The sequence below is a fragment of the Sulfolobus sp. B1 genome (assembly GCF_007050195.1).
GTDB lineage: Archaea > Thermoproteota > Thermoprotei_A > Sulfolobales > Sulfolobaceae > Saccharolobus.
This window is the reverse complement of sequence record NZ_QIMI01000036.1, coordinates 1-14,383: the sequence shown is the minus strand read 5'-3', so window position 1 is coordinate 14,383 and position 14,383 is coordinate 1. Positions and strand designations below refer to the sequence as shown.

The following is a 14,383-nucleotide window of genomic DNA, read 5'->3' as shown; positions in this document are numbered from 1 at the left end:
CTGTCTCTGACGTATTCCTACACAACAGATTTTTAACACTACTCTCTGGAGCCTTTAGTGGTGTGGACATAGCTAGCGTCCTGGGGAGCTACCAACAAGAGAACCAAATACTGCAACAGATACAACAAGTCATTCTCCAGTACCAAAGGTGCCCAAACTGTGGACATCCAATAAAGGCTGGGTATAAATACTGTATAAACTGTGGGATAAGACTTTCTTAATTAGCTCAGAGAAGGCAAACCTCGCCTTTTAGGGTTAAAATGGAAAGTCAGAGGAGTAATCCAGAGAAGAGTGCTTAAACGGGGATGGAAAAGATTGGAAGCTAAACCCTTATGCCATAGTTCATGACGACTCAACCTTCTGACTTCTTTCAACCATAAAAAAGTCTCCTTAAGTACCTTTACATCTCTGACTTCCTCCTTACCAGAGGGGCTTTCCTAGACCCTAAAATTCGAGTAAACTTATATGCTTGCCCCAGCACTGACCTTGAAGTCAGTTTTAACCCTAAAATTTTCTAGGATGAATAGAATTTAACAAAATTATTTCCCTTACAATGGTTTTTAAGCTTAATAGAAGACAATATAAGGAATATACAAAGAAATGAAAACCGTAAAAATATTAGAATAATACAGCCTACTAAAAAGTGTAAAAACTATGGATTCTTTAACTACTGCAAACCAGTCAAACATGGTAATTTTTATTTGAGGGAAATATAGATTTTATAATGTAATAAAACCTTTTTATTTTAACGTCAATCCAATTTTTACGTTATAACGCGCTTATTTAAGCCCCTTTATAAACATAACTATAACGTTATGTTAAAAATCGTTTTATATATTCTATCATTTTCAATAAATCTTTAAACGCCTTATTACGATATAATAACCTTATAACGCGTAAATTCAAACAGTATTTGTCAGTCTTCATTAAGTGGTTTAAAAGTGTAAAAGTATGAGTCTCAATGCGAGAGTTGCGATAATCATTTGGTGAATTAAACGTTTATAAATTAACCCAAACTTTCAAATAAATTAAAAGTCCATGCGAGAGAAAAACGTTAAAGACTATTACTAGGAAAAACACTCGCATGATAGGGGAAGGTGACTAAAGTAAAATTTATTATAGGGGAAGGAGAAGATAAGGAATATGGGTTAATAAACAAATCAGAAGCATCCCATAAGGGATTGAAAGTAGCCCACGCGAAAAATATCATATCGATAAAATCTCCCAAGAAGCATCCCATAAGGGATTGAAAGAAATAATAGTTTTCAAAATTCTGTGGCGTCCACAAGTCCACAGAAGCATCCCATAAGGGATTGAAAGATTTCTTTCATGTATGAAATACACTGTGGGTCATTGATTGAAGCATCCCATAAGGGATTGAAAGAAATTTACATTATTTTGTAATCTATTACAGACACAAAAATGAAGCATCCCATAAGGGATTGAAAGACCCATTAAGCCAATACGGATATAATAGTAACATAGGGTTGTGAAGCATCCCATAAGGGATTGAAAGGAAGTTTTTATTTGATTATATATATCTTTCCAGCTCGTCATGGAAGCATCCCATAAGGGATTGAAAGAAATTTCCCGATAAACTCATCATACCTAAATAGTAAAAACGAAGCATCCCATAAGGGATTGAAAGCTCACTATATAAAAATAATTTTAGCAAAAGATTTTCTGAGAAGCATCCCATAAGGGATTGAAAGTTTAGAAATTGCATTCCTATCACCATTGTTGTAATGGAAGCATCCCATAAGGGATTGAAAGTATTTTTTGGTATTGGCAGTTATCGTTAGAAAGTAAGGAAGCATCCCATAAGGGATTGAAAGGGTTCAACAGTCTACCCAGTTTGAATCTTTAGCCTACACAACGAAGCATCCCATAAGGGATTGAAAGTTGATGAAATTGTATATTAGTAAATACAAACTCTGTCCCAGAAGCATCCCATAAGGGATTGAAAGTACGCTTTTTCGATCTCGTTCTTTATTTCGTCCAAACTTGAAGCATCCCATAAGGGATTGAAAGTTTGGATATGATTTCGCCGAAACCCATAACTTGTTTAACTGAAGCATCCCATAAGGGATTGAAAGCTCACCTTGTAATACATACACTTCTTGAAGTCAGTAAAAGAAGCATCCCATAAGGGATTGAAAGTTATCGATTTGTTAATCGGCTTAATGGTCGCAGGTCTCGTAGAAGCATCCCATAAGGGATTGAAAGTGTTTGTTGAAAATCTTTACAGCAATTTCAAAGTAAGACTCGAAGCATCCCATAAGGGATTGAAAGCTTTTCACTAAAATTTTTTAGTTTATAAATGTCTTTACGGAAGCATCCCATAAGGGATTGAAAGTCTTTCACGATAAAAGTCTACAATAGAATTGCTGGAAATGAAGCATCCCATAAGGGATTGAAAGAACCCACCTATTACTATAGGGGTTTTATCTGGTTTACTCGAAGCATCCCATAAGGGATTGAAAGAAATAATAACAGTATTATTCCCATAACCATGCCTGCTCCGAGAAGCATCCCATAAGGGATTGAAAGAAATCAGCTACAATCCAGAAATGTATTCCAATTTTTTACGGAAGCATCCCATAAGGGATTGAAAGTCGGGTACCCAGATCTCACGGTTTTTTATCTTGAGGCATGAAGCATCCCATAAGGGATTGAAAGATAAAGATATTTAGAAAAAGGGAAATAGAAGAAATAGAAAGAAGCATCCCATAAGGGATTGAAAGCTATTAAATTTGTAAACCTTTACTGGATTACTGTGCGAAGGAAGCATCCCATAAGGGATTGAAAGCAGTTCATAGTTTCTAAGATTTTCTTTTTGTAATCTCTTAGAAGCATCCCATAAGGGATTGAAAGGCTGGTATTAGCCTTAAGTCACTATTAATTACATTCAAGAAGCATCCCATAAGGGATTGAAAGATATGTAGCCTTTCCAATAGCTCGTCTATGTCGCCCTCAGGAAGCATCCCATAAGGGATTGAAAGATATCAAAAACCCTTAAGTCTGTTTCACTATCCTTTATAACGAAGCATCCCATAAGGGGTTGAAAGACCGTTTCCAGTATTTCTGAGATAATATCGCCCTTCATTGAAGCATCCCATAAGGGATTGAAAGTAAATTCACCGAGTTATTGCATCTTTCGCGTCTGGGCTTTGAAGCATCCCATAAGGGATTGAAAGTCTTCAGCCTTTGCAATAATAAGCATATTTTGGTCTTCGTGAAGCATCCCATAAGGGATTGAAAGTTACCGTTCCTCAAGTGCCACAAGTAGTACACTGCATCAGAAGCATCCCATAAGGGATTGAAAGGTCCTACTTTGGTTATATTGTTTTTATGCATATACCTATGAAGCATCCCATAAGGGATTGAAAGATAAGAAATACAAAGACTACACGCCGGACTTCTACGAGAAGCATCCCATAAGGGATTGAAAGATTGGAAATTTTTCTCTTATCGGTTTTGGTATCGTCATTGAAGCATCCCATAAGGGATTGAAAGTAATCTCCTGCTATCGCCCTATTCATTGTAACGGTATCGCGAAGCATCCCATAAGGGATTGAAAGGGTAAATAGTCGTAGCGAGTCGTTTTCTCGTAAGTAAATGAAGCATCCCATAAGGGATTGAAAGAATTACTTCAGCTATATCTTCAGCTACGTTAAAAATACTAGAAGCATCCCATAAGGGATTGAAAGTCAATTTTCCAAACTTTGAATTTTGCAAACCGCAAAGTCTTGAAGCATCCCATAAGGGATTGAAAGTAAGTGTTCAATAAGGGAGTACTGAAATTAGAACTGGAGTGAAGCATCCCATAAGGGATTGAAAGATTTTGTCACTTTGCACATTTAGATTAAAGTTGTCGAACAGAAGCATCCCATAAGGGATTGAAAGTAACGGTTAGCGAGATACAGTAGATTATTAATCTCATTCTCGGAAGCATCCCATAAGGGATTGAAAGACGTAACTTTTCCCCGTTTTTCTCATGAAGTTTACGAGAAACTCGATGCATCCCATAAGGGATTGAAAGGTTTTAAAATTTTGTTTTGAAAAATTATGTCCCCATATCTGATGCATCCCATAAGGGATTGAAAGGTTAAGAAATTTACTAAATAATCGCCCACACATGTTTTCGTGATGCATCCCATAAGGGATTGAAAGGTATTTTATTCGCTACATGTACTTAAAAATTGTATTTTTGATGCATCCCATAAGGGATTGAAAGAACTTATAGACCTTCACTAGATTACTATGTAATTCACGCCCGATGCATCCCATAAGGGATTGAAAGTTATCTCCCTCTTTTTCACCCTCAAATTTATCGAACTTTGATGCATCCCATAAGGGATTGAAAGATGATTTGTTGAACTATGTCCATAATTTTGTCGTTTAAGATGCATCCCATAAGGGATTGAAAGATTTCCAAAAGTTCTGATTTCTCAACATGATAATTTGAGATAAGATGCATCCCATAAGGGATTGAAAGATTTTGATTAATGTTAATTCCGCCAGGTGATGGATTATAAAGATGCATCCCATAAGGGATTGAAAAATTAATATAAGTATACATATAGTCACCCTGAGCAGAATTGATGCATCCCATAAGGGATTGAAAGTGAAGATTGAGAAGACCCTGAGGAGCCAGAACTTTGGATGCATCCCATAAGGGATTGAAAGCGCTAAACGGCAAAACACAAACAGTATTTACAATAACCAAGATGCATCCGATAAGGGATTGAAAGGATATTCTTCATGAAACCCTTCTAACTCTGCAACACCTAGATGCACCCCATAAGGGATTGAAAGTATTCGCCGGTTTTGTGATAATAATGTATTGCGAATCGATGCATCCCATAAGGGATTGAAAGTTATTCCTTCGTTTTCATATCTAACCACAAAGTAATATTGAGATGCATCCCATAAGGGATTGAAAGATAATAGCCCTTGACGCGTTACCGTAATGTCTCCACCAAGATGCATCCCATAAGGGATTGAAAGCTCATTTTACTGGGGAGTAAATTGAATTAAAAGGCAAGAAGATGCATCCCATAAGGGATTGAAAGTCTCTCTCAAATTGAATGATATGTGTAGCCCCTCTTAGGATGCATCCCATAAGGGATTGAAAGGTATCATATGTTATCCATAACGTTATTAGTGGTATATAAAGATGCATCCCATAAGGGATTGAAAGGATACCATTCTTTTATTTCAATGTCCCTCCCTATTTCCTTCGATGCATCCCATAAGGGATTGAAAGGTATAATTTATTGGTTTTATGTAGGCTGTAGACGCTATACTGATGCATCCCATAAGGGATTGAAAGGTGAAACAACCGTCTGGAATTTCTAATGAGACGATTTAGATGCATCCCATAAGGGATTGAAAGATACAGCACAGCACAGAAAACTACAAACCCCTGGTCCACCTTTGATGCATCCCATAAGGGATTGAAAGTCAAGACCGCAATAAACTCAGATTTGGAATCAATTGATTGATGCATCCCATAAGGGATTGAAAGTGAAGATGTTGAAGAGCTAATAGATTTTGTCAAAAAATGATGCATCCCATAAGGGATTGAAAGGAATTAATATACATATGCAATATTTTATACTTCATAAGATGCATCCCATAAGGGATTGAAAGAATCCATTAGCCCGTAGTACGGGTGAATATTGGTCATTATGACGCATCCCATAAGGGATTGAAAGTAAAGTGAAATATTAGAAACACTAATTGGAATTAATAGATTTTTGACGCATCCCATAAGGGATTGAAAGGTTTTGTTGTAAAAGCTTATCTTTATTGAAAATTATGGACGCATCCCATAAGGGATTGAAAGACTGTATATAGTACGTTACCCGTAGCTTGTGTTTGAGATACGACGCATCCCATAAGGGATTGAAAGATGTTTTGTAGTTTAAGAAATGGAACCTAGGTACTCTCGGGACGCATCCCATAAGGGATTGAAAGGTTTCGTATGAATATACTTTGTTATCGATAGGATTTATTAGATGCATCCCATAAGGGATTGAAAGCTATTCTTGATGACGTCCATAATGAAATTAGTATCGACTTCATGATTCATCCCAAAAGGAACTAAAATACATTTAAAGCTAGTAAAAACCCAGTGAAGTTTTTATGGTATATTATAAATAGAAAATCTATTAACTTCTTCAGAAGCTAGTCTCTTCAAAAGTTTCCTCATATATGTCTTTATATATTATTTTTATACTTTCTAAATTCCTCTACGTTTTTTATAGCAATATTTTTCATCCAATAAAGTTTTGTGCAAAATTGTTTCCCTCTGTATTTTATCCGTGCATTGCCCTTCTCTTAACTATTGGTATTTCGTTTTCTTTTACTAATATAACGCCCCATTTTCCTAGTATTTCTATCTCTTCTAATACAATAATCTGAAACTCCCTCTCCTTAAACTTTTCTGCTCGCTTACTGTCTTTAATTGCCAATACTATGATGAAATAGATGTTTAGGAAATAACGCATTTTAAAGGTACAAAATATAAAAAATTTTATTTCACTTTACATTATCTTATTCATTACATCATCTAGGTCCTTTGTTAAACTCCCTTTTACATACTCCTCTATCTTTTTCTTACTTATTTGGACATTGGCTTTTATTTCCCCGTTTCTTACCTCAGTTTTCATGTCTTTGGATAGTCCACCATGCACTAAGTAATTCCTCAATTGCATTATAGCACTATGCTTATTTCTTAATATATCATTTGTTATTTCATCACATTCTTTATATGTACCATCATTATCATCGAAGACTCCTCCTCCTTTATCGTTTAGGCATTTTGCAACAGGTAATTCCCTAGCTAGAGACAAAGCTTTATCATAAATTGACGCATTAATATATAACTGGACTAACTCCCTTAACCTCTCTATATCGTCTTTCCCACTAATGATAATTTTATTTACATTTAAAGTCGAGTAAAAATTGGAAATAACTATTTCCTTAATATTTTCTAAATTAGGGTGGTCATACCATTCTCTGTAAAAATTAGATAAGTTAGATACATCATCTTTTAATTCAGATAGATATTTACTGACATCGTTCATAGAATTTATTGCATTGACAGTAAAGCCATTCCTTAAATTCCACAAAAGGTCTATCACTCTATTTGGGTCTTTAGCCTTTATTTTATCGATAACTTCTTTCTCGTTATCATTAAAGTTCTGGGGATTAATATTTTTTAACCTGCTTATATAATCTCTAAAGTACCTGTCATCAAGCTTTTCTATAGATGAGACTATCATTAGTGAGTCCTTCATAGATTCAACTATATCTGTGAGCTCTACAATATCTACCTCATCTTGGCTTGGTGCTCCCATTATTGGTGATGCGAAAAATCGGGATTTGAACAGAGCCCCCACAGCCATAGTTATTGACGTTAAGACGTTAGTCCCGTGAGTTAGATCTATAAACACCTCATTATTTTCACTTAAATCATGCAATATAGTATAAATAGTATTAAAGATGAATACAGGGCTTCTGGACGTAGAGTACTTAACCCTTTTATAACCCTTATTGTCCTTTTCTAGTTGTCCATCACTATTAACCTTTATTGCCTGCCCTATGCCAACGTTGGGTATTACCTCAATCTCTAGCTTATCGACTAATGATTTGATATCTTCCTCAATATCTTTAGTTATTTTATTTTCACCCAATAGAGATTCTGCCCTATCTGAAATAAGTTTTTTATACCCTTCTTTAAGGGTATTTATATCGTCGGGAGATAGTTTGTTCCCGGCAATATCCTTATTAGATAATAAGCTATCTGGAAGTAATGCTATAGTTTTATCAACTTCAAAAATTTTAGATAGTGCGTGAGCGGAAAAGAACGTTTTTACTCCTTTCCCTTCAAATCTGTATGTTATAGGTTTATAATTTGTCACGTCCCCAGCTAAATATACTAGGCATTTGGATTTTTTTTGAGAGCTCATCAAGTAAGGAGTATACTAATAATAAATTATAAACATTTTTGATGAAAGCCTTACAGGGCGAGGATGAAAAGTGTTTAAAGTCTTTTTCCACTTTATAGGTAGAGGGGCTAAAAAGAGGTGGGTTAGAAATCAGAGTTTGAAGATTCACCTATCTCCCCTCTGCCCGTTCTCGTACCTAATCATGGAAAAACTACTTCTCGTCATTGAGTGGTTTAGAGAGTACAAGCCAAAGAGTTTATTGAAAGGTACTCATGAGTGAGAGAAAGAAGTACCATCAAAGGTCTATCGCAAAGTGTAGTTAAACAATCCTGAACTCGGTAGTTATCTGCAAAGTATCTGTAACACTAATTCAATCGATCATGGTCCTATGAGATAGGTGTGAGCACTAATCGATGAGAAGGACTTCCTTAAAGGGAAGAAGTGAGACATAATTCGAGGCTATGGGCAAAGAACTTTAAGGCTGAAGGCAAGTAAATAGTCCCATTTTTTAAATTTTCACGCGTTTTTTGATCAATTCATTTCTTCTCGTTAAACGTGAAGCTATTAGACAAAACAGTTACCTAAGCTTGCGAAAACTCTTATAATCCATGCTGGATAAGTGATGCTATGGACTGGCGGTATCTGATCCCTCCTATATTGTTGATCTCCTTAGTCTTTGGTTTGCTTGTAGCCAGTTACGTCTTACCTTATGTTCAGAACCCCACGATAAAAATTACTCGTTCGTTCCTAAACGACGATTACCTCACACTTTACGTAAATGTTTCTACGCCATCAGCTTTGGGATCACACTACTTCTTTTACGTGATAGGGCTTAGGCTACTAAATAGGACTATAAAAGTCTCAAGTCCAACTTGCTTCTTTAACTTTGGTGGGAACACTATGGTTTATACTGTAAACGTACCATTACCTCAAAGCGTTGTTAACGAATTGATAGGAAGGAGGGTGAAATTTGAGGTAATGTTTGAGGTCAAAGTTGAGTCCAGTATTAACACATATGTATATAAGTACTATAACGTCAGTAGTACACTCCTTTAGGGTCAGTCCTATACAGTGTTTATGCCGTATTTTTTAGCTAGGCTTGAGAGCCTCTTATCAAAGGTAGCGAGGGGTAACTTCCTAAGTATAGCGTGGGAAAGTATGACCACGTCGTTATATCTAGAGAGTGACAGCCCCTCTCTGGTCATTATCTCAAATGCCTTCCTTATCACTTCATAATCGTCAAAGACTACCTCAGCCTTTGGGTTCCCTAAGTAGGCTGTTACGTATTCTAAGTCCTCTAAGTTGTTAGCCCTTAAGAACCATACTAATTCGTGGATGACTATTGAAGGTATTACCCAGGTTTCAGCTATATCGAGTAGCTCCTCAGCCTCTTTGTGGAACTGTGAATCCTCTATGAGGTCAAAAATGATAACGTTAGTGTCAACCAAGACTTTCATGCATACCTCTCTCTACGCTTTCGTCTATGTATTCCAAAGTTACGGGTTTATTGAGCCTTATCCTAGGTCTCTTAGACTTGACCTTCTTTATCACTATCCTATCACCCTCGACGTAGACTTCTAAAATGTCTCCTTCTTTTATCCCTAAAGTCTCCCTTACAGCAGAAGGGATAGTTATCTGGTAATTCCTAGTAACCTTAACCCTTTCCATATGCTACTATTGAATTTACTAATATATAAATGTTACTAGTATATATAAATGTTACTAGTAATACGTGGTGTAAGTTATAGCAGTGGGTGTGGAGGAAATGATTTCGTCTAACTGTTTTATGCAATTGGTTTAGAGTATATTGCGGAAGAATAAGCACCTTGCTAATGTGTTTCTTGTTGAGTTAAGTGCTGGGAAATCAAACCTATTCATCTTCTCGCCCTAAGTTTAAAAATACCCTTCCTAAGCAAAATTCAGTTTATATCAACCAAATTGTTGTCCACACACGGTGATCAAAGAGGTCTGCCAAAGATAGGGACTGCCTCCCTTTCCACTCAAGCTCTACACTACCTCCTGCAATGTTTACACCTCTAACCCCTGAAAGGATATCCCTGATCTTATCTAGAATTGAGGAGAAACTGTTGGAGAACAGGTTGTAGAGCTCTTGTCTTCCGTAGTTCTCCTTTAACCTCCTGCAGACAATTATTACGTGGTCTATACCTATCTCATTCAGTGCCACTAGCAGAGTTGACGTTTTGCCGATTCTCCTTATACCGGCTAGTAAAGGTCTGTATACATTTTTCTCTATCTCTTCTATTTCCCCTTCTCTATCGAATAACTCCTCTCTTGTCCTCTTTGGTCTCTCATCAAATAACAACTTCTCTCCCAGAATATACATTCACCCCCAGAAGTAATAAATCTTACATCAGTCTTTGAGATATTGGGGTCGTACATTAGATATGATTTATCCAACTTCTTCGATTTAGAGTTACTAAAACAAGATTTTAGTTCTTCAAAGTGAGGAAAGAATCCCCTTTATAGCGGGGAGGATGTCAGAAAGTATGTATAACAGAAAGCATATGTATAAATCTCTTTTCCTTATCCCAAATACGAGGAGGGTTTGATATCAGGGTTACACTTAGCCTACTGATTTACTCACCGTTCTCCTAATATGAGAGAGGTCTGCGTTATGTACTTGATTGGTTGGGGAAAATTGACCAGAAAAGGGGTTGCTAAATACAGTGTATGATAGAGAGAAATAGGACAAGTTATTAGCCTAACTAACTCTAACTAAGTCTTTTACTTGATCGAAACCCTTATCAAAACTCGCTATAAACTTCTCTCCAAGCGTTTTAATAACGGCTACCGAAGTGCAGTCAGTGAAGCTTAACTTATCATAAGTAGTTTAACATTCCCATGCTATGTTGAACAACGTTTCTGTTATCCCTACGAGTCCCGAGGGACCATTTTTTATTTGACTCATTATCGTCTTCCTTACATTAATTGAGTATTCCTTACCTTTACGGATTAAAACTAGGGTTAGAATCTCGTTAAAGATATAATCAGTTATGTATGGTTTACCGTAAACTCTATTTCATTAATTCTAAGGCTCTGGAGTGATTAGAATCAGATGAGTTCAAAAAGGAGAAGATAAAGGAGGTATCGAGTAAGATCAATCTTTATCACCACTATAAACGATTTTATCTATATCCTCAGGACTAACAACCCCATATCAGAGATTAAAGGAGATAAGGCTTCACTAAGTTTATAACGTGTTCATTGTTACTTTCATAGAACTCTAAAGGAAATTTATAGCCTCGTTCAAACTCACCCCTCTCGGCTTGCAATTTGCCAGCTATCTTTACCAACTTCTCCTTTGTCTCTCTCGATATTTTAATTACTTCCATCATAGCTATAGATGGTACTAAAAGTGTTAAAAGGTTACTAAGTATACTACTAAACCATTATTACCCTCAGGTAAGTTTAAAAAGCTTGAAGAGTGTGAGACGGCTTTCTTACCTCTTCCCGCCTAAAGAGAATTCTCTCAATTTATAATATTATTATAATCATGATATTAATGATAATAAAGTCAAAAACGAAAAATTTTTAAATAGGCTCTTTCAGAAGAAGAATTGGGAGTGGCGGGGAATGATGAACAGCTGACACACAGAGCCGTGAAGAACACCCCTCGGCTGACCCGCCACTCCCTAGTTTTCTTATATTGTTTTTAGAGTAAAAAGCTTTTCTTGAATTGAATTTACCTATCGCTGACATCCTCCCTGTCCTAAATGGTGAGGCTTCCTCAAACTTTGCCATCATATATAGACTCCTCTTCTCACTAACAGGTTCAGTATATCAAGAAATACCTTTCTTATTAACAGTTGCTACAATTTCTGATTAGCTTATATTTCAGCTGATATTCATGATGCGTTATTAACGTGACCTTTTACTTTTTTAATCAGTTCTTTACTTAACCCAGAAAATGGATTAGAAAAGATGTGTTAAAAATAGATACACTAATTAGTGGATATAGCGCCGTCATGAAGCTATAAATTGTGGTTGCAGTCCCATTTCAAACGTGTATAGTACGTACTTGAGTGTATGTATTTACTGCCTTTGTTGTTGACTAGTCTCATTGATAAGTTTGTGCTCCCGTTTACTGAATATATTACAAAAGTGAGGAAAGCCTCGTCCTTTAGGGCGGGGAGGAAGTCAGTGAGTACAGCAAATCATGTGGAAGTTAATTTAATAAATTACTCCTCTTTGTATAAAGCTATGAGACTCTACTGGTCAGTGACGTGCATAAGGCCTACAGAGTCTACAGAGGATATAACCAGTCTGTAGCAGTTGAATGGCTATTGGAAGTAATAGATAAAACAAATCCTCAGATCCTTATTTCTGCCGGAGATTGGGACGTAGGGATGACTCCAGAAGATTTCGGGAGAATATTATCAAAAGTAAACCTTCTAACAGTCTATGGCAATCACGAAAATTTTCCATTGATAGAGAACTATGCTATGCCAAATGGGAAAGTTTTCGAATTTGGGGATTTGAAAATTGCAGGAATTAACGGACTTGTAGGAGATGCTAATATCAAAGGGATACCTAGAACTACGCCAACTCATTTCATGAATGCTATTTATAAGATAAAAGAATCTGTTTCGAAACTGGACATTCTTATAACTCATCAACCTCCTTATATTCCAGATATATATCCTAACATGAGGGCAGATAACTACAGTAAGCTAGTATTTGAAGCAGTTGAAGAATTAAAACCTAGACTATTCTTTAACGGACACATGCATGTTGGCTGTTACTCTTATTATCAATTTCCCTCCGGAACTAAATATCTTAGAGTCGACAGCTCACAAACTCGTAGATGTTATGGATTATTAGAATCTGAAAAAAACGAAGTAAGAGTATATGAAGATAATGAGGAAATATTTTCGTTAATTTTCTAACCATTAATTTCTATATAAAGTTATGTTTAGATTTTATAGGGAATATAATAATAAATAAAAATACTACATAAAATCCTTTGTTAGCTTAATTACTTTTTGCTACTCCACATGCCTTCATCGAGGTATCCGGGGATAACGCCATTGGTATATTTCCATTTCCTCTCTTCGCAATCGTAATAGGGGAACTTGAGCCACGGTTCATTAATTTTCTCAGCTTCCCTGCTTACTTCTGTCCAGAATTTTGCTATATTTACCTTTGTATTGTTCCTATCACATATTCCTTCACGTGGTTGACTTCCGCATACCTCCAGATACGTGAAACGGCAGACATGTCTGTCCACAGCGACTGGTATGTTTTCCGGGTCACTTATTTTAAACAGCCCAAGGCTCCACATAATTCTTATATAAAGGCTCCCTATTTTAATACCTCCCAGTTCTCTAAACTTCTTTATCTCGAAAAAGACTTCATTCACCTTCCTTTTTACGGGCGTTATATTCCTAGGGTCTGAGTTATAATATGACTGGAGGCTCGAAGCGATGTCTAACCATATTTTGGCTGCATTCATATGTGACCTCGGTCTTATTAACCTCTTTATTATGTCAGCTAGCTCTTCTGGTCTATTCTCGTAATTTAAGATCACCTCTGGGTAAAACAGACCTTTTGGTACCTTAGGGTCTTCCCTAATCATCGTCCTCACATAAGCTTCCCTAAGCCTTTTCCAAAAAAAGTTAGCTCTAGTCTGGTAGTCAATTGCAACGCTAAAGGTGTAGTACAGTGCAGCCTCTTTGCTACATATGTCGAACCCATGAGTAGGAGGGATATATTCAGGTAGGTCAAATATTTGGGTATCTCCTAGTACGACCTTAGGCAGTCTATCAAATATTTTAGCAGCCACCTTGGCGAGATCTATGGCTATATTTACTGCTTTGCCTTTATTCTGAAAGAAGCAATTAATTGAACTCATATAATTTTAAAAGGATATTAACGTTTATAAACTTTTGTAAGAATAAAACCGAGACAAGGTGTTATAGTGTGAAGTTTAAAATGAGAAACCATTCCGTAATACTTTGTTGCACAACATGCAGGTGCTTAATGGACTAGTTCATGACTTTTTCAATTAAAACGTTTTTACGCTATCTAAAGCCCTATGGGCTATTTTGCTCCCCTAGCGTGTTTAAGTGCTTCTACATAAAATGGTTAGGTTTGACTTTCCTCATCTGTGAACAATTTATTAACTTAATTCTTACACGTAAAGGAAGTTTTTGAAATGTCTATAGAAATGATGTTTCATTACAAAGTGTGGTAAAGCCTCGACATTTATAGCGGGTAGGAGGTCACTTTACCCCCTTTATAGTTTTTAAATATATTATCACTCACCTTAACCTATGCTTCAAACCATCTTAGCTTACTTTATATCCCGTTTCCTAAAAACTCTCTTGATTATTTTTTTGTGTGCACAACAGTTTAGAGAGTACAAGCCAAAGAGTTTATTGAAAGGTACTCATGAGTGAGAGAAA

General features: G+C 36.3%; 11 protein-coding genes and 1 CRISPR repeat array. Of the genes, 3 read left to right on the top strand and 8 right to left on the bottom strand.

What is annotated here, in order from left to right:
* Window positions 1–221, top strand: a 221-nt coding sequence (locus DMP16_RS04045) for a zinc ribbon domain-containing protein (protein WP_221929524.1), incomplete at its 5' end; no start/stop codon positions are given.
* 942 nt (window positions 222–1,163) lie between these two features.
* Window positions 1,164–6,115: a CRISPR direct-repeat array (repeat unit 22 nt; unit sequence GCATCCCATAAGGGATTGAAAG).
* Between the two features lie 208 nt (window positions 6,116–6,323).
* Here DMP16_RS04045 and DMP16_RS04040 read toward each other — a convergent pair.
* Together DMP16_RS04040 and DMP16_RS04035 are read right to left on the bottom strand one after the other, a co-directional pair.
* Window positions 6,324–6,515, bottom strand: a complete 192-nt coding sequence (locus DMP16_RS04040; RefSeq protein ID WP_069284468.1) for a hypothetical protein — start codon at window positions 6,513–6,515, stop codon at window positions 6,324–6,326.
* 36 nt (window positions 6,516–6,551) lie between these two features.
* Window positions 6,552–7,979, bottom strand: coding sequence for a TM1812 family CRISPR-associated protein (locus tag DMP16_RS04035; protein WP_069284469.1), 1,428 nt, complete (start codon window positions 7,977–7,979; stop codon window positions 6,552–6,554).
* Window positions 7,980–8,585: 606 nt separating this feature from the next.
* Here DMP16_RS04035 and DMP16_RS04030 point away from each other — a divergent pair.
* The gene (locus DMP16_RS04030) at window positions 8,586–9,014 is read left to right on the top strand and encodes a hypothetical protein (protein ID WP_069284470.1); all 429 of its coding nucleotides are present in this window, start codon (window positions 8,586–8,588) and stop codon (window positions 9,012–9,014) included.
* Between the two features lie 8 nt (window positions 9,015–9,022).
* On the opposite strand, the gene DMP16_RS04025 is transcribed toward DMP16_RS04030, so the two are convergent.
* The 5 genes from DMP16_RS04025 to DMP16_RS04010 form a co-directional block, all read right to left on the bottom strand.
* A complete protein-coding gene (locus DMP16_RS04025; RefSeq protein ID WP_143576912.1) occupies window positions 9,023–9,415 on the bottom strand; it encodes a PIN domain-containing protein in 393 nt (130 codons plus the stop codon).
* Complete coding sequence (locus DMP16_RS04020) at window positions 9,399–9,626, bottom strand: AbrB/MazE/SpoVT family DNA-binding domain-containing protein (RefSeq protein WP_069284472.1); 228 nt, start codon at window positions 9,624–9,626, stop codon at window positions 9,399–9,401. Before DMP16_RS04020 ends, DMP16_RS04025 begins: the two co-directional genes overlap by 17 nt.
* Window positions 9,627–9,882: 256 nt before the next feature.
* Complete coding sequence (locus DMP16_RS04015; RefSeq protein WP_231961180.1) at window positions 9,883–10,302, bottom strand: hypothetical protein; 420 nt, start codon at window positions 10,300–10,302, stop codon at window positions 9,883–9,885.
* Window positions 10,303–11,143: 841 nt separating this feature from the next.
* A complete protein-coding gene (locus DMP16_RS10905; protein ID WP_156770097.1) occupies window positions 11,144–11,314 on the bottom strand; it encodes a hypothetical protein in 171 nt (56 codons plus the stop codon).
* A gap of 196 nt (window positions 11,315–11,510) precedes the next feature.
* Complete coding sequence (locus DMP16_RS04010; protein WP_143576911.1) at window positions 11,511–11,723, bottom strand: hypothetical protein; 213 nt, start codon at window positions 11,721–11,723, stop codon at window positions 11,511–11,513.
* A gap of 467 nt (window positions 11,724–12,190) precedes the next feature.
* Here DMP16_RS04010 and DMP16_RS04005 point away from each other — a divergent pair, with 467 nt between their 5' ends.
* Window positions 12,191–12,865: a metallophosphoesterase gene (locus DMP16_RS04005; protein ID WP_069284473.1), complete on the top strand. Its 675-nt coding sequence runs from the start codon at window positions 12,191–12,193 to the stop codon at window positions 12,863–12,865.
* 89 nt (window positions 12,866–12,954) lie between these two features.
* On the opposite strand, the gene DMP16_RS04000 is transcribed toward DMP16_RS04005, so the two are convergent.
* The gene (locus tag DMP16_RS04000; protein ID WP_069284474.1) at window positions 12,955–13,830 is read right to left on the bottom strand and encodes a hypothetical protein; all 876 of its coding nucleotides are present in this window, start codon (window positions 13,828–13,830) and stop codon (window positions 12,955–12,957) included.
* Window positions 13,831–14,383: the final 553 nt, after the last annotated feature.